Origin of the sequence: Nocardia suismassiliense, from assembly GCF_900269665.1 — a bacterium.
Taxonomy (GTDB): domain Bacteria; phylum Actinomycetota; class Actinomycetes; order Mycobacteriales; family Mycobacteriaceae; genus Nocardia; species Nocardia suismassiliense.
In genome coordinates this window covers 6,987,244-7,008,637 of the sequence record NZ_LT985361.1, presented here as the reverse complement: position 1 = coordinate 7,008,637, position 21,394 = coordinate 6,987,244, and the positions used below count along the sequence as shown (strand labels likewise).

The following is a 21,394-nucleotide window of genomic DNA, read 5'->3' as shown; positions in this document are numbered from 1 at the left end:
GGTTGATTCGGCGCTGCTGGTTGATTCGGCGGGCCGGTTCAGGTGGGGCCGCCGTCCTCGGGGACGACCTCACTGTTCGGGGTGGCGGGCGCCGACCATGCGCAGGGCCAGGTCGACGTAGTAGTCACCGAGATCCTCGGGGGTCCAGGCGCCGTCGTCGCGGTACCAGCGGGCGAGGTCGATGCCGAGGGACAGGATGGCGACCGCGGCCATGTGTGGGTTCGGGTTGTCGAAACTGCCTTCGGCTACGCCGTTTTCGATGAGGGTGCGGACTTCGGCGTCGATAATGTGGCGGATGTCCTTGATTTCGCGCTGGTGTTCGGGGCTGAGCGCGGGCAGTTCGTAGTTGATGATGCGTGCGACGGTGTGGGCGCGGGCGTGGTGGATCGCGAAGTCGCGCACCAGGGCGATGAGTTGTTCGCGGGGGTTCGTCGAGGAGGCGAGGGCTGCCCTGATGCGGGCCAGGGTGTCCAGGTGGCCGCTACGCGAAATTTGGTACAGCAGTTCTTCTTTGGAGCGATGGTGCACGTAGATCGCGGCCGTGCTCAAGCCGGCGATCGAGGTGATGTCGCGGGTCGTGGAGCCGTGAAAGCCGCGTTCGGCGAAGGCGACCACGGCGGCATCCAGCAGCCGCGCCCGAGTTTCGTCCGCGCGTGAGCGGTCCTCTGATTCGACCACGTGACAAGTCTCCCATCCGTTCGGACCGTCACCTGCCGACAGCCTGGCAGGTGCTGCGCCCTGACCCGGTACGGGGGACAGGGCGCAGCGGGTTCAGACCGCCAGCACGAGCTTGCCGGTGTTCGCACCGGTGAACAGCATGTTCAAGGTCTCGCCGAAGCGGGCAAGCCCGCCTTCGACCACATGTTCGCGGCTCTTGATCCGCCCTTCGGCCAGCCACTGCGCCAGCTGCGCACCGGCTTCGGGGTAACGGTCGGCGTAGTCGAAGACCACGAATCCGGCCATGGTGGCCCGGAAGACCAGCAGTGACATGTAGCGCGACGGCCCCGGCGGCGGCTTCTGCTCGTTGTAGGCCGAGATCGCGCCGCACAGCACGACGCGCGCACCGCGGCGCAGGTTGGCCAGTGCGGCATCGAGGATCTCGCCGCCGACATTGTCGAAGTAGATATCGATGCCGTCCGGGGCCACTTCGCGCAGCTGCTTCAGCACATTGCCCGCGCGGTAGTCGATGGCAGCATCGAAACCCAGTTCCTCGGTGAGCATCCGGCATTTCTCCGGCCCGCCCGCGATACCGATGACGGTGGCGCCCTTGGCTTTCGCGATCTGCCCGGCCACACTCCCGACCGCACCCGCGGCCGCCGACACCAGCACGACGTCGCCTTCGCTGAGCTTCCCGACCTCGAGCAGGCCGAAATACGCTGTCATGCCGGGTATTCCGAGTACACCGAGCCAGGTCGGGCCGGCGGCGGCGTTCAGATCGACCCGCTGCACTCCGCGGCCGTTGCTGATGGCGTACTCGGTGACACCGAAGGTGCCGCTGACCGTGTCGCCGACCGCGAAGTCCGGGTGCGTCGACTCGACGACTGTGGCGATATCGAGGGATCGCATCACCTCCCCGATACCCACCGGCGGCAGATACGAGCGAACATCGTTGAGCCAGCCGCGCATTGCCGGGTCCAGGGAGATGAAGTTGACCTGGACCAGGATCTCGCCCGGTCCGAGGTCGGGCAGTTCGGTGGTCGTCAGGTTCCAGGTGTCCGCGGTGGGCAGCCCGGTCGGCCGTTCGGCCAAGCGGACCTGCTGGGTTTTCGTCATGGCGAACTCCTTCTGGAAGTAGTCGAATTCATCTGTGCCGCTCAGGCTTTCCGGCCCCAGGACGGGTCTCGGCGGCGCAGTTCCCGCTGCGCGATGGTGCGCTTGTGCACCTCGTCCGGGCCGTCGGCCAGGCGCAGCGTCCGCACATGCGCGTACATGCTGGCCAGCGGGAAGTCGTCGGAGACGCCACCGCCGCCGTGCACCTGAATGGCCCGGTCGATCACCTTCAGCGCCACCTGCGGCGCCGCGACCTTGATAGCGGCGATCTCGGTGCGCGCGTTCTTGTTGCCGACCGTGTCCATCAGATACGCGGTCTTCAGAATCAGCAGCCGAGTCATCTCGATCTCGATGCGCGACTCCGCGATCCAGTCCTGAATATTGGCCCGGTCGGCTACGGGCTCCCCGAAGGTCGTGCGGGTTTGTGCTCGATCGATCATCAGGTCCAGGGCCCGCTCCGCCATGCCGACGGCGCGCATACAGTGATGGATGCGACCGGGGCCCAGCCGGGCCTGGCTGATCATGAACCCGTCGCCTTCGCCGGCCAGCAACGCGGTGCGCGGCACCCGGACGTTGTCGAATACCACCTCCGCGTGGCCTTCTCGATCCTGATAGCCGAACACCGACAGCCCACGCACCACGGTGACGCCGGGCGTATCGAGCGGGACCACCATCATGCTCTGCTGGCGATGCACCGGCGCGTCGACATCGGTCTTGCCCATGACGATGAGCACCCGGCAATTCTTGTGCAGCGCATTGGATGTCCACCACTTGCGACCGTTGAGCACGTAGTCGTCCCCGTCGCGGTCCATCCGCAACTGGATGTTGGTGGCATCCGAACTCGCGACCGCGGGTTCGGTCATGGCGAAGGCCGACCGGATCTCGCCGGCGAGCAGCGGTGCCAGCCACTCGCGTTTGTGCTCTTCGGTGCCGAACAGCGTCAGCACCTCCATGTTCCCGGTGTCGGGGGCGCTGCAGTTGGTCGCCTCCGGCGCCAGATGTGCACTGCGGCCCATGATTTCGGCCAGCGGCGCGTACTCGGAGTTGGTCAGGCCGGGACCCCACTCCGGATGCGGGTGGAAGAGGTTCCACAGGCCGCGCTTCTTGGCCTCGGTCTTGAGTTCCTCGAGGATCGGCGGATGGTGGTGCGGGTCACCGGATTCCGTCATCTGCGCGTGGAAAATCGGTTCCGCGGGATAGATCTGCTCGTCCATGAAGGCCAGCAGATCGTCGCGAATTCGGCGGGCCCGGTCCGAGAGCTCGAACATCTCTACTCCTGATCGTCGTTCGTCATGCGGGTTCTCGTCACGGCACCAGAATCGCGACACTCTCGGCCACGCAGGCCGGTTTGCTCGCGCCCTCGATCTCGACGGTCACCGAGTTCACCGCCTGATACCCGAGCTTCGCCGCGGTGAGCGAGACCAGCTCGACGCCCGCCCGCAGCCGGGAACCGACCGGGACCGGTGTCGGAAACCGAACCTTGTTGGTGCCGTAGTTGATTCCCATCGACAGGCCATCGACCCGATAGATCTCACCGGCCAGCATCGGCAGCAGCGACAACGTGAGGTACCCGTGCGCCACCGTCGTGCCGAAGGGGCCGGCGGCCGCCTTCACCGGATCGACGTGGATCCACTGGTGGTCTCCGGTCGCGTCCGCGAAACGGTCGATCTGCTCCTGGGTGACGGTGTGCCACTCGCTGTAACCGAGATGGGTGCCGACCGCTGTCGCCAGGTCGTCCAAACCATCGAATGTCCGCATTGTTTTGGCTCCTTCGGCGATTCAGTTCTTGGGGCCGCCGGCCACGTAGATCACTTGGCCGGAGACGAATCCCGCGCCCTCGCTGGTGAGGAACGAGATGGTGTGCGCGATGTCCTCCGGCTGCCCGGCACGGGCGACCGGAATCGTCGCCACCACCGCCTTTTTGAAATCCTCGAAGGGGACGCCCATCCGCGCTGCGGTGGCCGCGGTCATATCCGTCTCGATGAAACCCGGAGCGACGGCGTTCGCGGTCACACCGAACTTGCCCAGCTCGAACGCCAGCGTCTTGGTGAAGCCCTGCAAACCGGCCTTGGCCGCCGCGTAATTGGCCTGACCGCGGTTACCAAGTGCGGAGGTGCTGGACAGGCTGACGATGCGGCCCCACTTCTGCTCGATCATGTGCCGCTGCACCGCGCGCGACATCAGGAACGAACCCCGCAGGTGCACGTTCATGACGGTGTCCCAGTCGTCGACTGACATCTTGAACAGCAGGTTGTCGCGCAGCACACCCGCATTGTTGACCAGCACATTCGGTGCGCCGAGCTCGGCGGCGACGCGTTCCACGGCCTGCTCCACCGCTGCCTCGTCGGAGACGTCCGCACCGACCGCGAGGGCCCGCCCGTCGGCCTTCTCAATCTCCGCTACGACTGCGCCGCAGGCGGTTTCGTCCAGGTCGAGCACGGCGACCGCCATTCCGTCGGCAGCCAACCGACGCGCGACAGCCGCGCCGATGCCGCGCGCGGCGCCGGTAACGATCGCGATCCGCTGTGCATTGCTCATATGTTGTTCTCCTCGCCAGTGATTGTCAGTGCGTATCGAAAACCCGCGCCGCCGCCGACCGGTATGCCGACGACCACCAGTTGCCCGGTCATCCAGCTCGCCTCGTCGGAGAGCGGGACCGCCACCGATGTCCTCGGGTACCCCAGCCGTTCGAGCGGAGAACGCGACTTACTAAGCGCTTGTTAACCTCCTGCCACCATGCGTGACGCAGGCCTCGAAGGTCAAGGGGTGTTCGACGACAATCGAAATGTGACTCGCGACACATACTAAGGTCTTCGCCGTCAGAGCTGCCGCCCAGCCTCGTTCGCTCGCCGGGCTGCCGTGAGACTCTCGCGTACCTCGCCGGCCAGCGGGTGATCGGGACCGACAGTCAGCGCGACCTGCTGGTACAGGTTTTCGAAGAGTTCGGCGGCTTCGGCGAACCGGCCCGTCGCGTGGTAGGCGAGCGCAAGTCCGTGGATCGAACGTGCCGTGGAGGTATCGGTGGGGTCGAGTTCCTGTTCGGAGCTGATGTTCGTTTCGTACAACGCGATGGCTTCGTCGAACCGGCCCGCTGCTCGAAGCGTGTCGGCGAGTGCGGCGCGCGTGCTGCGTAGTCGGGGGCTGCGGGGTAGGGCGCGGCGGTACTCGCTGAGGTTCGCCTCGAAGAGCTCGATTGCCATGTCGAGGTGGCCTGCGGACCGATGCGCGGCGGCGAGGAGGCCGCGGGAGGCCATGGTGGCGTGGTGATCCGGTCCGAGGATGCGTAGCCGGTCGGCCAGATTCTCCTGCAGATGAGCAAGGCCGGCATCGAGGCGGCCCGCCGCGAGATAGGCGGCGGCGAGATTGTGCCGGCACATCAGGGTGTCGGGATGGTCCATACCGAGTTCTCGGGCGGTGGCGACGAGGTTCGCTTCGAACAACGGAATGGCTTGCAAGGGTTGCGACACCGCCACCGCATCGGCGAGGTTGTTGCGCGCGTGTCTCGTGTGCGGATGATCCGGGCCGAGAACCCGAATGCGGTCCCGCAGGGTGGCCTCGTTGATGGCGATCGCCTCGTCCCGGCGGCCGGCCGCGCTGTAGGCGTTGGCGAGCCCGCCTCGGGTCAGCATGGTGAGCGGGTGGTCGGATCCCAGTACTCGTTGGAAATCGGCAGAGTTCATTTCGAACAGGGCGATGGCTGCTGCGCGCCGTCCGGCCGTGTGCAGGGCGCAGGCGAGATTGTGGCGCGTGGTGAGGGTGTCCGGGTGTTCGGGCCCGAGTACCCGTAGTCGCTCTACCAGGTTGGCCTCGCCGAGGCGGACCGCGTCGGCGGACAAACCCGTGGCCTCGTAGATCTCCGCGAGGTTGTTGCGGCAGGCGAGCGTGACCGGATGATCGTTGCCGAAGATGCGCAGGGCATCGTCGAGGTTCTTGCGCAGCAACGGAATAGCCTCGTCGGCCCGTCCGGCCGCTCCGTAGGCGCGGGCGAGTTTATGCAGACAGAGGAAGGCATCGAGGTGGTCGTTACCCAGTGCCCGGACATAAGCGGGCAGCAACGCCTCGAACACCGCGATGGCGTCCGCGAAGTGGCCTGCCGATAGGTGGGCCTCGGCGAGCCCGCTGCGAAAGTTGAGGGTTTCGTGCGCGTCCGGACCGAACACCGTCGTACTGTGCGCGATGTTCTCGGTGTACAGGGCGATGGACCTGTCGAGCCGACCTGCTGCGTGGTAGGCGGCCGCGAGGTGATATCGCAGGATCAGCGCGGTGGGATGGGCGGGGCCGAAGACCCGCAGGGCATGGGTCAGCGATGCTTCGAGCTGCTCGACAGCCTCGTCGAGCCGCCCGGTGCTCAGATGGGCCCGCCCGAGCAGATCGCGCGCGAGGAAGGTACCGGGGTGGTCGGACCCGAGGATCCGTTCATGGGATACGACGATGTCCTGCGCCGATGTCAGCGCTCGGGCGGTATCTGCGGCTTCGATCAGCTGCTCGACAGCCCACCTGCGGGCAACGAGCGTCGCCACCAAATGCTTCCTGGTGCTGATATCCGGCATTTCGGTGTCCCACAACGCATCGATCTGGTCGACGAGATGGGCGCCCTCCCGCCGTCGCGCCCAGGCTTGCGCCGGCGGAAACGTATTCACCATGATGATGGCGAGCGCGGACCGCACGAGTTCGACCGTTCCGCGCGGAGCGGGGCCCTGCCCACGGAAAGCCCTGCTCGCACGCCGGAATATACTGGCACTCTGGGTATTTCGACCGCGCTCGCGCAATACTCGGCCGACGAGCCGGTGCATGATGAGGGCCTCACCCGAGGTCGACCACGACAGCAACGAACCTGCCACGCACCGGTCCAGCGCCTCATCGATCCTCCTGTTGCTCGTGGCGAACAGGGACCTGTGCACACCGCCGGGCGAGAGCATCGCCATGGCCCCCAGCAGCCAAGCGACGTCGACGTCGAGCTGGTAGTCGTCGGTGGCCGCCTCGGTCGTATCCACACACAGCAGGATCGCCTGAACGACCGAACGCGGGTATTCGTGACCGGCCCCGCGCCGCAATGCCGTAGGAAGCGGACTGTGGTGCAGCAGTTGCCGATACTCCGCGTAGCCGAGGCGGCGACCGACGATGGTCGCCGCCGCGGCAGATACGGCCAGCGGCAGGTCACCCAAGTCCTCGGCGACTTGATCGGCGCCATCGTCCGCAGCGAGGCCCGTCGACTCGGCGAGGTAGCGCACCGCTTCCGGGCGAGTGAAACAGCCGAGGTCTACGGCCGCACCGAGGGCCTTGAAGGAGTGGTCGGCGCTGGTGATGAGTATTCGGGTGCGACCACCGGTGGGCAGCAGATCTCGGAGACCGTCGGGATCCGCCGCGTTGTCGAACACCAGCAGAGCGGGATCGGCGCCGCCGGAGAGGTGATCGCGCAACCGTCGAGCCGACACGGCCGAGTCCCCGTCGCGGTCGGCGACGCCGAGGCGCTCGGCGATGTCGGCGAGTCCGGACAGCGTACTGCCCGGCGTTTCGGCGTCGACCCACCCGACCAAGCCGTGCCCGGAATCGAACATCGAACGTGCGTACGCGGCCGCGAGATGAGTCTTGCCGACCCCACGCAGTCCGGTGACCACGATCGCCACCGTGGACCGCTCCAACGCTCGATGTAAACGGGCCAGCTCATCACGCACAACGAAATGCGTTGGCTCCCTGGGGATCCTGCCGACGACCACCAGACTCGTGGCCGGTGACGAAACGGGAACGCGTTCAGTGAAATAGATGTCGCGGGCGTGAACGTCGGAGAGCTGGAAGACGATCCGCGGGCTCAGCGCGGGGGCCTCGTCCGAGGCTCCCGCGCTCAGTCGGGGTGTGTCGAATCACCGGGCCTGGCGTCGATGTTCTGGATGTCGATATCGCCACTGAATCGGCCACCACGTACCCGCACACCGGTGCCCGTCGCCGTGACGTGGCTGATCCGCAGCGCGGCGGCTTCCACCGCTGCCAAATCGACCCCGACGATGCCGTCCACCGCCGCATCCGCCCGGACCGCGGCGACGAGATCCCGAGCGGCGGCAAGCAATTCGTCGTCTTCGGCGGCGCCGCGCGCGTGCAGGAGGCCGGCGAGGGATTCGCGTTCGGCGGGGGAGTCCGGCGCGGTCTCCACCTGGGTCAGGTCTACATCGCGGTATCGACGAGCGAGCAAGCCCTTCAATGCGGTGTAGGCGTCGGTCACCGATTGTCTGGTGGTGTCGGAGACGCCTGCCGCGGCACCGACTGCGATCGCGGCGGCAATGATGGTTACCGGATCCATGCGAACCTCTCCCCTCTGCGACCGCTTCGGACTCCGATCAGTAGATCAAGCGCGAACGGACGTGACAAGGGGGCGTGTGTCGCTCGTGGGCACAGGATGTGTTCTTCCTCAGCGCGTCTGGCGTTCGAGGGTGAAGATGAATGACTCGTAGTGCCCTCCGGTTCCGTGTTCGAGGCCGACTTCGCAGGTGCGGTTGTTGCAAAGGTAGGCGTCGACGTTTTGGCCGGCGAGTTCATCGGCTTCGTCGCGGGTGGCGGCTTCGGTGAGTTCGGGGTGCAGGAAGCCGCGATCGCCGGCGAAGGCGCAGCAGGTGGCCTGTTGTGGCACCACGACCTCGGTCGCGAGCGCGGCGCCGATCTCGGCGAGCGTGCCGTCGATGCCGAGGTGGCGGGTGGAGCAGGTGGGGTGCACCGCGACCCGGTCGAGCTTCTCGCCGACGGTGAGATTGGGCAGCAGCTGCTGCTGAGCCCAGGTGGTGGCGTCCATGATCGTCATCGCGGCCCGGTGTGCCGCATTGTCCTCGGTGAGGTAGTCGGTGATTTCGTCGAGCACGCCGAGGGTGCAGGAGGCGGCGTCGATGACGACCGGTAGCGTGCCGGAATCGCTCCAGCGCCAGAGGTTTTCGATGATCAGGTTGGCCATGTAGGTGTTGCCGTCTTGATATCCCTTCGAGTGCCAGACCGTGGCACAGCAGCTGCCGCGGACATCCTCGGGAATCCACAGCGGCATACCGGCGCGGGCGGACAGCGTGACCAGGGCTTCGGGCAGGCTCAACTCCCGCCGATCCTGTTGTGCGCGACCGAAGATGCGGTTGATGCAGGCGGGGAAGTAGACCGCTACCGCACCGTCGCGCTGCGTCCGCGGCAGGTGTGCGGGGGCCGCGGCGGGCATCTCGCGCAGCCAGCCCGGCATCAGCTCGGTGCTCACGACCAGGCGTAGCAGGCCGGTGATGGCCGTCATCACGGTGGCGCCCAGCAGGTGTCCGCCCCGCACCGCCACCCGAGCCAGCTGTTCGACCCGGCCCCAGTGCTCGGCCACCAGCAGCGCTGTTTTCTCTTGTCGCGCGGTGTGTTCGGAGTGGCGGAAGGCTTTCATCATGGTGCCGGTGTCTATGTCGAGCGGGCAGGCGAGTGAGCAGCTGCCGTCTCCGGCACAGGTTTCCACCGCGTCGTACTCGTATTGCTCGAGCAGTGCCCGACGTAGCGGTGTATCGCCGCCCTGGCGTTCCATCTCCCGGCGCACGACGATGCGCTGGCGCGGGGTGGTGGTGAGATGCCTGCTGGGACAGACGTGTTCGCAGAAACCGCATTCGATGCAGTGCTCGATGGTGTCCTCCACCCGGGGCATCGACTGCAGGTGTTTCAGATGTGAGGTGCGGTCGCGGGTGAGCATGACGTCGGGCGCGAGCACCCCGTGCGGGTCGAACAGGCGCTTGATCTGCCACATGAGGTCGGTGGCTTTGTCACCCCATTCGATCGGCACGAACGGCGCCATGTTGCGGCCGCTGCCGTGTTCGGCTTTCAAGGAGCCGTCGTATTTGCCGGTGATGAGCTCGACCAGCTCGTCCATGAATTTCGCGTAGTTGTTCTTGCCCTCGGCGGTGCTGAAGTCGACCATCAGGCAGAAGTGGAAGTTGCCTGCCGAGGCATGCCCCTGCAGGGAGGGGTCGTAACCGTGCCTATCCAGCAGGGCGGCAAGATCTTTCGCCGCCTCGGCGACGCGCGTCGGCGGCACGCAGACGTCCTCGCCGATCATCGTGGCGCCGACGGGGCGCTGCATCCCCACCAAACCACCCAGTCCCTCACGGAGCTGCCAATAGATGGCGATCTGGGCTCGGTCGCGGGTGAATTGGCCGGGTTCGGTGAGTGTGCAGTCGGCCAGCACCGACTCCACCAGCGGCAGCGTGGAATCCAATGCCGCTTCATCGGTGGCCCGCACTTCCACGAGCAATGCCGCTGAGCCTGAATGTAGTTCGGCCCAGGCTGGATTCGCCGCGGGTAGCTGCGCGCAAGCGCGTAGGGTGCGGCCGTCGAGCAGTTCGGCGACCTGGGCGCCGGCCGCGGTGAACTTCGGCACCGCCTCGGCGGCGTGTTCCAGGGTATCGAACAGCAAGAATGCCGCAGCGCGCGTGGGCAGCAGTGGCACCGTGTCGAACACGGCTTCGGCGACGAATCCCAGTGTGCCTTGGGAACACACCATCAGCCGGGTGAGGATCTGTGCCGGGGTGGCACCGAGCAGGAAGCCGTCGAGCCGGTACCCGCTGGCGTTCTTGATGGCGAACTTATGGCGGATGCGGTCGGCTAGGTCGGTGTCGGCCTCGATCTCGGCTTTGATCCGCAGCAGCCCCGCCGCCAATTCCGGCTCCGCGGCCGTGAGAACCGCGTCGGCGTCGTCGGCGCCGGTGTCCACGATCGTCCCCGACGGCAGCACAACGTTGACCGAACGCAATGTGGCCGAGGCGGTTTGGGTCACCCCCGCGGCGAAACCGGAGGAGTTGTTGGCGATCACGCCGCCCACCGTGCACGCATGGGCACTGGCCGGGTCGGGCCCCAACCGGGTGCCGCGCCGGGCGAGGGCCGCGTTGGCTATGGCAACGGTGCTGCCTGGGCGGACCCGTACCCGCTGTCCCTGGTCCTCTACGATCGTGCCGCTCCAGCCGCGGCGTACATCGATGAGGATGTCGTCTCCGGCCGCCTGGCCGTTCGGGCTGGTGCCCGCGGCCCGGAAGGTCACGGTGTGCCCGTGTTCGCGGGCATAGGCCAGCACCGCCGCGACGTCCCGCGGTGTCTGCGGATTCACCACCACCTTCGGAATCAGTCGGTATGGGCTGTAATCGCTGGCATATCGCACCAGGTCGATCGCCCGTGCGTGCACCTTGTCCGCACCGAGCAGGCCCTCCATATCGGCCTTCAACGAGGCATCGGAGCCCTCGGCCAAGGCCTCGGGCGCGGCGTCGGTAATGCGACCGGGCGAATCCAGCAGCGCCGGCGAGTGGAGAAATGGTTGCCACAATTTCACGATCAGCTCCTTCGATCCAACGAACCGGATAACGAATGCCGAGCCTGGGATGAAAGCCGATCTCTGCGCCGGTGGGGCGGCGGCCCGTTCAGTCGAGCGGAATGCTCATGGCGTTGTGGAACAGGTTGTCCGGGTCGTATTTGCGTTTGATGGCCTGGAGCCGGGGGAAGTGCGCGCCGTAGTAACTGGCGTACATGTCACGTCCGTGCAGCTGTTCTTCGAGGTCGTCGTCGCCGATGTAGCCGCCGACGGTGTGGGGGTACATCAGCTCGTACGCCTCGCGGGGCCACCAACGGCGGTCCTCGCCGAGCGCGACAAGCTGTGCGGGGTCGTCGGTTTCGTCGGGTTCGACGTCGGTGCCGAAGCCGAGCAGCCAGACACTGCCGCGCACTTTGACGGCGGTGGCGTCGGTCGGTAGTCCGGACGCCGGGTCCAGGGCTTGCATCTGCATCCGGGCACCCTGGAGCGGCTGCCGGGCCGCGAGTTCGCCGAGTTTCGCGATGATCTCAGGGGTGAAGGGTTCGGGCAGGTGTGCGGCTTTGATCGTCTGGTAGCGCAGGTTTTCGTCGGCTTCGCGGCTGAGTTTGCCGGGTTCGGCCAGCCAGTGTGCCGAGGTCTGTGTCGCGGCTTGGGTGGCGATCACGTCGATGTAGCTCATCGGTTGGATGTCGGACTCGGTCGGTCGCGACAGGCGTGCGCGCATGTCGGCGATCATGGCGTCGCGCTCGGCGGGTGTGTCGGTGAGCAGCACACCGACCATTTCGAGGATGCCGTTCCAGATGACCAGCATCGGACTGAACGTCGTCGGTGCGTTCAAGGTGTAATCCTGTAGTGCGGTGAATGTTTCGACGAAGTCGATGTCGGTCAGGCGGTAGCGCAGCGAAAAGTTTGCGGGGGCTTTCGGCGCCGTGTGCAGGCGGAGCACGAACTTGGTGATCACGGCGAACGATCCGGTGCCGGAGCCGCGCAATGCCCAGAACAGATCGGAGTTGGTGTCCTCGTCGGCGATCAGCACGCGACCGTCGGCCGTGACGACCTCCACCTGCATGACGTGGTCGGTGAGAATGCCGTACCGGCGTACGGCTCGCCCGTATCCACCGCAGGTGGCCTGGCCACCGACGCCGACCGGCAGGCAGTCACCGCCGGGCACCATGAGCTCGCCGTGCGACCACGCCTCCCAGTACAGATTGCCCAGCAGCGCACCGGGTTCCACGGTCGCCGTGCGTGCCCGCGTATCCACGGTGACCTTGTCGAGATGAATCAGATCGATCACCAGCGCGTGCCCGCCCCGGCCGCCCAGCCCGTTGCCTTCGATGGAGTGGCCGCCGGAGCGGATCGCGAGCTGGGTGACGCCTGCCTCGCGGGCACACCGCACGACCGTGGCCACCTCTGCGGCGCTGCGCGGGCGCACGACTCCCAGCGGGCGCGACCGGGTCCGCACGTTCCAGGTCGCGCGGGCTCGGTCGTAGTCGGGATCACCCTCGAAACTCATCTGCACCGAGGGCAGGTGCTGGTGGAGCAGCGTTGCGATGTCAGCCACGGCTATCTCCTCTCGATTTATATCAAAGTTAATGTAAATTAGACGGTAGCTAAGCAATTGCCACAAGGAGATGTGACGATGGTCCCACAAGATCAATCCGAAGGTATCGGATTCGTGAGCAGGTGGGACGGTGACGAGCTGGCGACATGGATATCGTTTCTGTTCACCAGCCGCTTGCTGATCGATCGGCTCGACACCGACCTACGACGCACTCACGGCCTGACCCTGGATGAATACGCGGTCCTGGTCGCCTTGGAGGCGGCACCGGATTGCCGCGTGCGGATGAACGATCTGGCCGAGGCGGCCATGCTCTCCCAGAGCAGGCTGTCCCAGCAGATCAAACGCATGCAGGCGCGCGGTTTGGTAGACCGGCAACAGGCCGCGACCGACAAACGAGGCGTCGAGGTCGTACTCACCGACACCGGCCGCCGAGCCCTGCTCGCCGCCGCACCCGAACACATCGACCGGGTACGCCGCCACTTCCTGCGGCACCTGACCACCCGCGACCGCGCCGTCTTGACCAAGAGCCTGCGACCGGTGCTCGATTCGCTGGCCACCTCCCCGGCGCTGACCCGCATGATCGACCAGTCCTTCCAAGCTCGCCCGTGACAACGACACCGCGCCGAGCCCAGTGCTCCGCGCCGACCGATCGAGAAAGGACCGACAGAACGCAGCGACTCACAGTCGATCGACGCAAGTCCGAGCAGAGAATTCGAAAGGACGAGCAGCCATGGAACGTCGGAAATTTGTCCAAGCGGTGTCGGTGAGTTCGGCTGCGGTCGTCGCCGCCGGATGTAGCAGGGACGACTCCGCTACTACGTCCCCGGTGTCGGCCTCGGCCTTCTCCTACCCCGAGCAGCCACCGGCAACCGACCCCACCAATACCGATGCCCTCGCGCCTTTTCCGGTGCAGCAGGCGCCCCGGCCGGTAGCGAAACCCCGAAGTTACGAGCTGTCGCTGCCCGATCACCGCGGCATCGACGCCTCTGATCCGACCGGGCTCGGCGTGCTCGAACTCGCGGCGCTGCTGCGCGCGGGTGCACTCACCAGCGAACGACTGACCAGAGCCCTGCTGGACCGAGCCGAGGACAAGGACAAGGAGATCAACTCCTTCGTCCGGCGCTACCCGGATACCGCGCTCGCGGCAGCTAAGGAGGCTGACGCACGCCGCCGATCCGAGGGGGACCGGGCCGCGCTGCTGTGCGGAATTCCGTTGGCGCTCAAGGATGTATTCGCCGTACGGGGCCGTCCGTTGACCGCGGGCTTGCCCGCACTGCTCGGTGACAACGTCGCCGCGGGCGACTGCACCGCTTGGGCGCGATTGAAGGCCGACGGGATGCCGCTGCTCGGACACGTGCAGACCCATCAGATGGCGATCGGCTCGCTCACCGAACAAACGGCCAACCCCTGGAACTTCCACAAGGTGCCCGGCGGCTCCTCCGGCGGCTCGGCCGCCGCGCTCGCAGCCCGATTCACCCCGGCGGCGCTGGGTACCGATACCGCGGGCAGCCTGCGTATCCCCGCCTCGGCCTGCAACGTGTGCAGCATCAAACCCACAGCGGGACTGGTCTCGGTATACGGCACCATCCCCGTCGCCTGGAGCTTCGACAATGTCGGGCCCATGGCGCGCAGTGCCGCCGACCTCGGCCCGCTGCTCGCGGCGATCGCTGGATTCGATCCCTTCGATCCCCGCACCAACGGGGCCATCGATTGGCCCCAGTCCTATCCCAGCGCGCCGCGTGCGTCCGGACTCGTCGGCACCCGCCTCGGAATCCCCGCTACCGCACCGACATTGGACCCCGGCGTGGCCGACAGCTACCGCGCCATGCAGGCGACGCTGCGCTCGCTCGGCGCCGAGGTGATCGAGGTCGAGGCCCCCGCCCCGATGAACTACCTGGACATGATCATCGGCCAGGGCGTGGAAATCGGTGCCTACCAAGCACAATGGTGGCCCGCTCGGCGGGACGCCTACACCCGATACCTCACCGAGAGCTTCGCCTTCCTGCTCGCCCACGAACCCAAGGCCATCGCCTACAACCAGCTGCTACGCGAACGCACCCGCCGCCAGCAAGATTGGTGCGCACTGCTGCGCGACCACGCCCTCGACGCAATACTGCTCCCGGTCCTCGGCACCGAACTCGTCGACCGCCCACCCTTCGGGGACTACGGCCCCCAGGAAGGCATGGCGATGTCACCACAAACCAACGACGCCAACTACTGCGGCCTGCCCGCCGTCGCCATCCCGGCCCAACCCAGCACGGTGACCGGCCTACCCGTCGGCGTGCAATTGATGGGCGCGCCATATTCCGATGCCCACATGCTGCAGATCGCCGTGGATATCCAGGCCCACACCGACTACCACACCGCGAGACCACACATCTGACAGCTTCCCCGAGAAATGCCGACATTGCGGCAGGCCGTGGCGTTGTCCGAATTCGAACACTCGCACCGTATTGTGTGCGAGGAAGTTCTGATTTCGACCCGGCCGCCGATGCTGGCGCATTATGCGGCTCCAGGAATGGGCTGCTCACGATAGTTCGACTCGGAACGAGGTGGCTGAGCGTGACAACGGTTCGTGATCAGATTCGGAAGTTTCTTCGGGATACCGGTGATTCGGTGGTGTTCGGCAATCCGGGTTCGACGGAACTGCCGTTCTTCGCCGAGTGGCCCGGCGAGCTGCGCTGGGTGATGGCGCTGCAGGAAGCCTCGGCGGTGGCCATGGCCGACGGCTTCGCGCAGGCCAGCGGCGGACCGGCGTATGTCACGCTGCACTCGGCGGCGGGCCTGGGCAACGGGCTGTGTGCGGTGTACTCGGCCGCCCGCAACTTCAGCCCGGTCGTGATCCTGGCCGGTCAGCAGGCGCGGGAACTGCTCCCGTTCGATCCTTATCTGTTCGCACAGCAGCCCACCGAGTTCCCGCAGCCGTATGTCAAATGGGCCATCGAACCCGCACGCGCACAAGATGTTCCACTCGCTATCGACCGGGCCCGCCATATCGCCATGCAGCGTCCCGCCGGACCGGTGTTCGTCTCGGTCCCCATGGACGACTGGGATGCGGCCACCGAGCCCGTGTCAGTTCGCCACGTCGGTGACAGATTCACCGGCGACACCGACGAACTGGCGGCGGCCGCCGCGAAACTGGCTGCCGCACAACGACCCGTGCTGGTCGTTGGTCCCGAGGTCGATCGCGATGACGCCTGGGACCAAACCATCGAACTGGCCGAACGAATCGGCGCGACGGTATGGATCAGCCCGCACGCCAACCGAATCGGCTTCCCCGAGAACCATCGAGCCTTCCGTGGACAACTAATACCAGCACGCGACAAGGTGCGCGCAGCCCTCGACGGCGCCGATCTGGTCCTCGTCCTCGGCGCCCCGGTCTTCACCTATCACATCGTCGCTCAGGGTTCGCCCCTGCCCGAGGGGGCGGAACTGATTCAGCTCAGCGAGGATCCGGCCGCGCTGGCGCGCGCCGAGACCGGAACCGGGATCCGCACCTGTGTCCGAGAGGGTGTCACGGCGCTGCTGGATCGGCTGCCGCCCGCTGCCGGTGATCGTCCCCGGGTCGAGCCCATCACCCACGAGCAACCGCCGCTGACCGAACCGCCCACCGGCGAATACGTCCTCCACCTGCTCGGCGACATCCTTCCTCCGGACACCATCCTGGTCGAGGAGACCCCGACGTTTCGCGAGGTGCGCAACCGCCACCTGCAGGTGCGCCGCCCGCACGGCTACTACAACACCGGTGCCGGCGGACTGGGGTGGGCGCTGCCCGCCTCCATCGGCATCAAACTCGCCGAACCGAACGCCCCGGTGGTCTGCCTCATCGGCGACGGCGCCATGCAGTACTCGATCCAAGCCCTGTGGACCGCAGCACAATCGGGCATCGCCCTGATCGTGATCGTGCTCGACAACGGCGGCTACGGCGCGATGAAGGACCTGGCCGCGCAATTGGGGGCGACGCACCCGCCCTCGTTCGACCTGCCCGGCCTCGACCTGCCCGGCCTAGCCCGTAGCTACGGCTGCGTCGGCATCCGCGCCACCACCCCCGAGCAGATCCGCCAAGCGGTCAGCCAGGCGCTGGCGGCACAGACCACCACCGTCATCGACGTCCCGGTCGCCGCCGTCACCGCCAACCTCTACTGACTCGGCGAAACGGAGCCATGCGGCGCCGCTTCGCTGCGCCTCCGGGCCGGTTCGCACCGCATCCACACAAACGCCGACCTGTCGTGAACTGCAGATTTCCGCCGATATCGAGATGATTCGGCGTCGCCGCCGTCATCGAGAAGGCGAATCGCCATCCGCGGACCGGCCCGTGATCTTTTCTACTGGTGTCGCAACCGGCGGAAAGCGCGACGCAGACGGCCGTCACCGGCCTGTCGAGGCGATCCTTGATCTGGCTGATCGGTGGAGTCCAACTGGATGACGATCCCGCCGAAACGAGCCTCCTGCATGGTCGCTGGGTGCCCGTCGATGAAACATCTGCCGGTTCGGCTGACCTCGTCGCATTCTTCGTATCCGGAGCCGTCCGGTACATCGACCGTGTCTGCGTAGTAGGCGATCATTCCGCCGCTCATACTGACGTTGAACCCGGTAACGCGGCGCCCGGAGCGATCAGTAGTGCGGCGGCCACACTGCTGGCAGACCGCACGAGGGTAGCGTTCCTCGTAGAACGTCGGCCGCCCGCAGTGGGGGCAGGGCTGGGTGTATCGGCGTCCGGGTGTCGGACCTTCCAGCAGGAAATCGTTGTGGGCGAGGATCTTACGCCCGGAGTCTCCCTGCTTGTGGTTGCGCCGCAGGGCCAGCAGAACGTACTCGGCGTAGTCGGCCCGCTGCGCATCGAGCGCCCGGTGACCGGGCATCTCGTCGATGCGCGTGAGCCCGCCATCGTATGCCTCCAGTGCCACGCGGTGCGCCGTTGAAAGTTCGCTGTCCGGGATGTCCCTGTTCTCGTGTTCTGCCTGGGCCAGGTGTTCGGCGATCAGCCCATCGATGGTGCGTTCGGCCATCGACAGCACCCCGCTCTCACGGCGGGTCGTGGTCACCAAGACATAAGCATCCCAATCGCCGCTGTCGGTCCTGATCGTCTGCAAGAAGGCGAAACCTCGCCCGTATCGGGCATTCTCGAGTCCCGGGTGGGGATAGTGGACGAGCGTGCTGGCATCCTGTGCCAGATCCCGCGCAATTCGCAGCGCTTCGTCGAAGGACAGGGAATTCGAGTCCGGACGTTCCATGATCGTCACCCTATCGAGCCGGATATTTCTGGCTCAATCGATAGTCGATAACACGGGATATGCTCGACTGCAGGGCATCTCGATGCTTGACCTGCGGTTCTCGAAATATTCTTGCTGTGACGCAGCGACGGGTCTTGCTACGCTCACGGCTTATCGCATCAACGTGGAGGATCTCTTGTACCGTCCCATGCTGAATGTCATTGCCAGCGGCGCGCTTGCTGTAGCGCTCGCCCTGCAGCCTGCGCTCGCCGCGGCGGCGCCGACCGACCCCCCGGTGGCACCATCGCCCACCGCCTCGATCCAGATCACCGCGCCGTTCGACCCCATCTGCCCCCTCTGCTTCATTCGTGAATTCATCGAAAGCGGTTCCGCGCGCCGGTAATCCGTCAGGCCGAGCGAGTAGGAGCAGCTCGCCCTGCTGGGATCACCTGGCGGTCGACTCGTCACTGACGAGCCGTAGCCGACTACGGCACAGAGTGGGACTGGCGTCGAGCCCACCTAGAGGTGGTGGCCCGCCGGAGCGAGCGACCCCGGTCACGAGGGAACGCACTCTACTGCCGCGCGGCGGGCGTTCGCGAACGTCCTCACCCGCACCGCTGATCGCGCGTTGATCAATCGCCTAGAACAGTTGACCGACAAGGCTTCCCACTGCTCGGTCGGCGCGGCGGGGGCGCGCGCGTGGAGGTTCAGCCGGTGTGTGGGCGGGTGGGCGCGATCGCGTTGGTCAGTTTGGTCAGCAAGGCGGTTAGTCGTTGTTGCTCGGTGGCGGTCAGGGGTGCGAGGGCGGTGGCGTCGAGTTCGTCGGCGATGGGGGTCGCGGCGCGGACGATGGCTTTGCCTTTGGCTGTCAGGTGTAGCAGTTGACGGCGTCGATCGAGGCGATCTGGGGTCCGGTCGACCCATCCACGTTCTTCGAGTCGGCGCAGCATGCCGGCGAGGGTCGATTTGTCGATCGCCGCTCGTGCGCCGAGGGTGACCTGGTCGATGCCGGGGCTGGCCGCGAGCACGCTCAACGCGGCGAACTGCGGCCTGGTCAGGTCCGGCAGCCTGGCCTGCCAGCTCGCGCCATGGTCTTGCAGGATGCGTCGCATGTGATGCAACGCCGCGTCCTCGGGATGTGCCATATCCACATAATAGGACCTATACAAACGGTTCGACTACCAACCAAATGCGAGCTAGCTGCTACTCGATGACGTAGCGTAAGCGGCAGATGATCTAGGACACATTCACACCTCACCTAGCTGTTTCTCCGGGTTAGTATCTATACATATAGTACGTATACGGACTAATTTTTGATCGAGTCATCGTCGAAAAGGAGCATCATGCGACTGATTGTGGCCATGACCGGTGCTACGGGCGCGGCGCTCGGGGTGCGACTGCTCGAAGAGCTGCGTGAGCGCGACGATGTCGAGACCCATGTGGTGATCAGCCGGTGGGCTCGCAGCACCATCGAGTGGGAGACCGGGCGCAGCGTGCGCGAGGTCGCCGCGCTGGCCGATGTCAGTTACAGCCCTGATGATCAGGCGGCGGCGATCTCGTCGGGGTCTTTCCGCACCGATGGCATGGTCGTTGTCCCGGCGAGTATGAAAACCGTGGCCGCGATCCGGCACGGCTACGCCGAGGGACTCATCGCCCGGGCGGCCGACGTCACACTCAAGGAACAACGCAAGCTGATCATCGTTCCCCGCGAAGTGCCTTTGAGCGCAATTCATTTGGAGAACATGCTCGCCCTGGCCCGGCTCGGAGTGATGATCATCCCGCCGATGCCCGCCTTCTACCAGCACCCGGTCACCGTGGCAGATGTCGTGAACGGATTCGTCGGCCGTCTGCTCGGCCATTTCGGCCTGGAGTCCGAGCATCGCCAGGAGTGGACCGGATTCCACGACGCGCGCCATGCGCTGTCCGACGGCGCGACCGCCGAATGACCTTGCGGTCCAGCCGTGCCAGGCACCCGAGAAAGGAACTGCCGATGACCGTCGAGGCGACCACCACACCAGCTGATACAACGACAGATCTGCCACCGATCACCGATCTGCGTTCGGCGCTGGATCGGTTGCGGCGCTTTCCCGGACAGCTGCTCGAGACCGATCATCCGGTCGATCCCGCGGCCCAGCTCGCGGGGGTGTACAAGCGCATCGGCGCCGGCGGCACCGTGCAACGGCCCACCCGGCTGGGCCCGGCGATGATCTTCAACAACCTCACCGGCTATCCGGGATCCCGAGTCCTGGTGGGGCTCATGGCAAGTCGGGAACGCGTCGGCATTCTGCTCGATACACCCGCTCGCCGGCTGACCCAGCGGATGGCCGACGCGATCGGCGCCGCCCAGGGACCGGTCTTCGTCGGCCCCGACCAAGCCCCCTGCCAAGAGGTCGTGCACCGCGCCGACGACCCCGATTTCGACCTGCGCACCCTGCTGCCCGCGCCCACCAACACCCCGCAGGACGCAGGACCGTACTTCTGTCTGGGTTTGGTGCTGGGCAGCGATCCTGACCTCGGCACCGACGTCACCATCCACCGGCTGTGCGTGCAGGGCCGCGACGAGATGACGATCTTCTTCGCTCCCGGCCGTCACATCGATGAGTTCCGTCGCCGTGCCGAGGAAGCCGGACGCCCGTTCCCGATCTCGGTGAACATGGGCCTGGACCCGGCGATCCCGATCGGCGCGACCTTCGAAGCCCCCACTACCCCTTTGGGTTACGACGAACTCGCCATCGCCGGTGGTCTGCGCGGGCGCCCGGTGGAGCTGGCCGACTGTGTCAGCGTCGAGCAGAAAGCGATCGCGCGCGCCGAGATCGTCATCGAGGGCTACATCCTGCCCGACGTCCGGATGGCCGAGGACTGCAACACCCACACCGGCCACGCCATGCCCGAATTCCCCGGCTACGACGGCCCCGCCAACCCCGCCCTGCCCGTCATCAAGGTCACCGCCGTCACCACCCGCCGCGATCCGATCCTGCAAACCCTCGTCGGCCCCGGCGAGGAGCACACCAGCCTGGCCGGAATCCCCACCGAGGCAAGCATATTCAACGCTCTGCACGCGGCCATGCCCGGCTTCGTCCCCGAGGTCTACGCCCACACCGCGGGCGGCGGTAAATTCCTCGCGATCCTTGCCTGCGACAAGAAATCCGCCTTCGACGACGGCCGCGCCCACCAAGCCGCCCTCGTCGCGTTCGGGGTCTACTCCGAGCTGAAGAACATCATCCTGGTTGATACCGATGTCGACATCTTCGACACCGACGACGTGCTGTGGGCCATGCAGACCCGCATGCAGGGCGATATCGACATCATCACCATCCCCGGCGTGGCCGGACACGTCCTGGACCCCAGCCAGCACCCCGGCTACAACCCCGCCCTGCCCGCAAAAGGCACCACCGCCAAAACCATCTTCGACGCCACCGCCCCCTACCACCTGCGCGAAAGCTTCGAACGCGCCCAGTTCCTCGACGTCGATCCCCGCCCCTACGCCCCCGAGTTGAACCTCACCTATCCCTAGGACCTCATTCTCGCGGGCACACCCGTCTCGCGACCCTGTACAAG

Annotated in this window: 18 protein-coding genes; 6 read left to right on the top strand and 12 right to left on the bottom strand. The window is 66.2% G+C overall.

What is annotated here, in order from left to right; all coding sequences use genetic code 11:
* Positions 1–69 precede the first annotated feature (69 nt).
* From DBO33_RS31210 to DBO33_RS31170, 10 genes are all read right to left on the bottom strand, one after another.
* The gene (locus tag DBO33_RS31210) at positions 70–678 is read right to left on the bottom strand and encodes a TetR/AcrR family transcriptional regulator (protein ID WP_107658246.1); all 609 of its coding nucleotides are present in this window, start codon (positions 676–678) and stop codon (positions 70–72) included.
* A gap of 93 nt (positions 679–771) precedes the next feature.
* Entirely contained in the window at positions 772–1,773 is a 1,002-nt protein-coding gene (locus tag DBO33_RS31205) for an NADP-dependent oxidoreductase (protein WP_107658245.1), read from the bottom strand.
* Positions 1,774–1,814: 41 nt separating this feature from the next.
* Complete coding sequence (locus DBO33_RS31200) at positions 1,815–3,038, bottom strand: acyl-CoA dehydrogenase family protein (RefSeq protein ID WP_107658244.1); 1,224 nt, start codon at positions 3,036–3,038, stop codon at positions 1,815–1,817.
* A 37-nt stretch (positions 3,039–3,075) separates the two neighbouring features.
* Entirely contained in the window at positions 3,076–3,528 is a 453-nt protein-coding gene (locus DBO33_RS31195; protein WP_107658243.1) for a MaoC family dehydratase, read from the bottom strand.
* 21 nt (positions 3,529–3,549) lie between these two features.
* On the bottom strand, positions 3,550–4,308 hold the full coding sequence (fabG, locus tag DBO33_RS31190; RefSeq protein ID WP_107658242.1) for a 3-oxoacyl-ACP reductase FabG: 759 nt from the start codon (positions 4,306–4,308) through the stop codon (positions 3,550–3,552).
* Positions 4,305–4,433 (bottom strand): hypothetical protein, encoded by a 129-nt coding sequence (locus DBO33_RS44500; protein WP_267897902.1) that lies wholly within the window; start codon positions 4,431–4,433, stop codon positions 4,305–4,307. Before DBO33_RS44500 ends, fabG begins: the two co-directional genes overlap by 4 nt.
* A gap of 156 nt (positions 4,434–4,589) precedes the next feature.
* Positions 4,590–7,487 carry an FxSxx-COOH system tetratricopeptide repeat protein gene (gene fxsT / locus DBO33_RS31185; protein ID WP_267897901.1) on the bottom strand — a complete coding sequence of 966 codons (2,898 nt, stop codon included), beginning with the start codon at positions 7,485–7,487 and terminating at the stop codon, positions 4,590–4,592.
* Positions 7,488–7,612: 125 nt separating this feature from the next.
* Positions 7,613–8,065 (bottom strand): hypothetical protein, encoded by a 453-nt coding sequence (locus DBO33_RS31180; RefSeq protein ID WP_107658240.1) that lies wholly within the window; start codon positions 8,063–8,065, stop codon positions 7,613–7,615.
* A 108-nt stretch (positions 8,066–8,173) separates the two neighbouring features.
* On the bottom strand, positions 8,174–11,083 hold the full coding sequence (locus tag DBO33_RS31175; RefSeq protein WP_199856815.1) for an FAD-binding and (Fe-S)-binding domain-containing protein: 2,910 nt from the start codon (positions 11,081–11,083) through the stop codon (positions 8,174–8,176).
* A gap of 88 nt (positions 11,084–11,171) precedes the next feature.
* Entirely contained in the window at positions 11,172–12,623 is a 1,452-nt protein-coding gene (locus tag DBO33_RS31170; protein ID WP_107658239.1) for an FAD-binding oxidoreductase, read from the bottom strand.
* A gap of 114 nt (positions 12,624–12,737) precedes the next feature.
* On the opposite strand from DBO33_RS31170, the gene DBO33_RS31165 reads away from it, so the two are divergent.
* The 3 genes from DBO33_RS31165 (at position 12,738) to mdlC (ending at position 16,769) form a co-directional block, all read left to right on the top strand.
* Entirely contained in the window at positions 12,738–13,232 is a 495-nt protein-coding gene (locus DBO33_RS31165) for a MarR family winged helix-turn-helix transcriptional regulator (protein ID WP_159080623.1), read from the top strand.
* Between the two features lie 121 nt (positions 13,233–13,353).
* The gene (locus tag DBO33_RS31160; RefSeq protein WP_107658237.1) at positions 13,354–15,006 is read left to right on the top strand and encodes an amidase; all 1,653 of its coding nucleotides are present in this window, start codon (positions 13,354–13,356) and stop codon (positions 15,004–15,006) included.
* A gap of 179 nt (positions 15,007–15,185) precedes the next feature.
* Positions 15,186–16,769 carry a benzoylformate decarboxylase gene (gene mdlC / locus DBO33_RS31155; RefSeq protein ID WP_159080622.1) on the top strand — a complete coding sequence of 528 codons (1,584 nt, stop codon included), beginning with the start codon at positions 15,186–15,188 and terminating at the stop codon, positions 16,767–16,769.
* A gap of 179 nt (positions 16,770–16,948) precedes the next feature.
* Here mdlC and DBO33_RS31150 read toward each other — a convergent pair whose 3' ends face one another.
* Entirely contained in the window at positions 16,949–17,632 is a 684-nt protein-coding gene (locus DBO33_RS31150; RefSeq protein WP_159080621.1) for a hypothetical protein, read from the bottom strand.
* A 223-nt stretch (positions 17,633–17,855) separates the two neighbouring features.
* Between DBO33_RS31150 and DBO33_RS31145 the strand changes: the two genes are divergently transcribed.
* Complete coding sequence (locus tag DBO33_RS31145; RefSeq protein WP_107658234.1) at positions 17,856–18,239, top strand: hypothetical protein; 384 nt, start codon at positions 17,856–17,858, stop codon at positions 18,237–18,239.
* A gap of 304 nt (positions 18,240–18,543) precedes the next feature.
* Here DBO33_RS31145 and DBO33_RS31140 read toward each other — a convergent pair whose 3' ends face one another.
* Entirely contained in the window at positions 18,544–18,981 is a 438-nt protein-coding gene (locus DBO33_RS31140; protein WP_199856814.1) for a MarR family winged helix-turn-helix transcriptional regulator, read from the bottom strand.
* Between the two features lie 198 nt (positions 18,982–19,179).
* Here DBO33_RS31140 and DBO33_RS31135 point away from each other — a divergent pair, with 198 nt between their 5' ends.
* Positions 19,180–19,782 carry a UbiX family flavin prenyltransferase gene (locus DBO33_RS31135; RefSeq protein WP_107658233.1) on the top strand — a complete coding sequence of 201 codons (603 nt, stop codon included), beginning with the start codon at positions 19,180–19,182 and terminating at the stop codon, positions 19,780–19,782.
* A 44-nt stretch (positions 19,783–19,826) separates the two neighbouring features.
* Positions 19,827–21,350 (top strand): UbiD family decarboxylase, encoded by a 1,524-nt coding sequence (locus DBO33_RS31130; RefSeq protein ID WP_107660742.1) that lies wholly within the window; start codon positions 19,827–19,829, stop codon positions 21,348–21,350.
* Positions 21,351–21,394 lie beyond the last annotated feature (44 nt).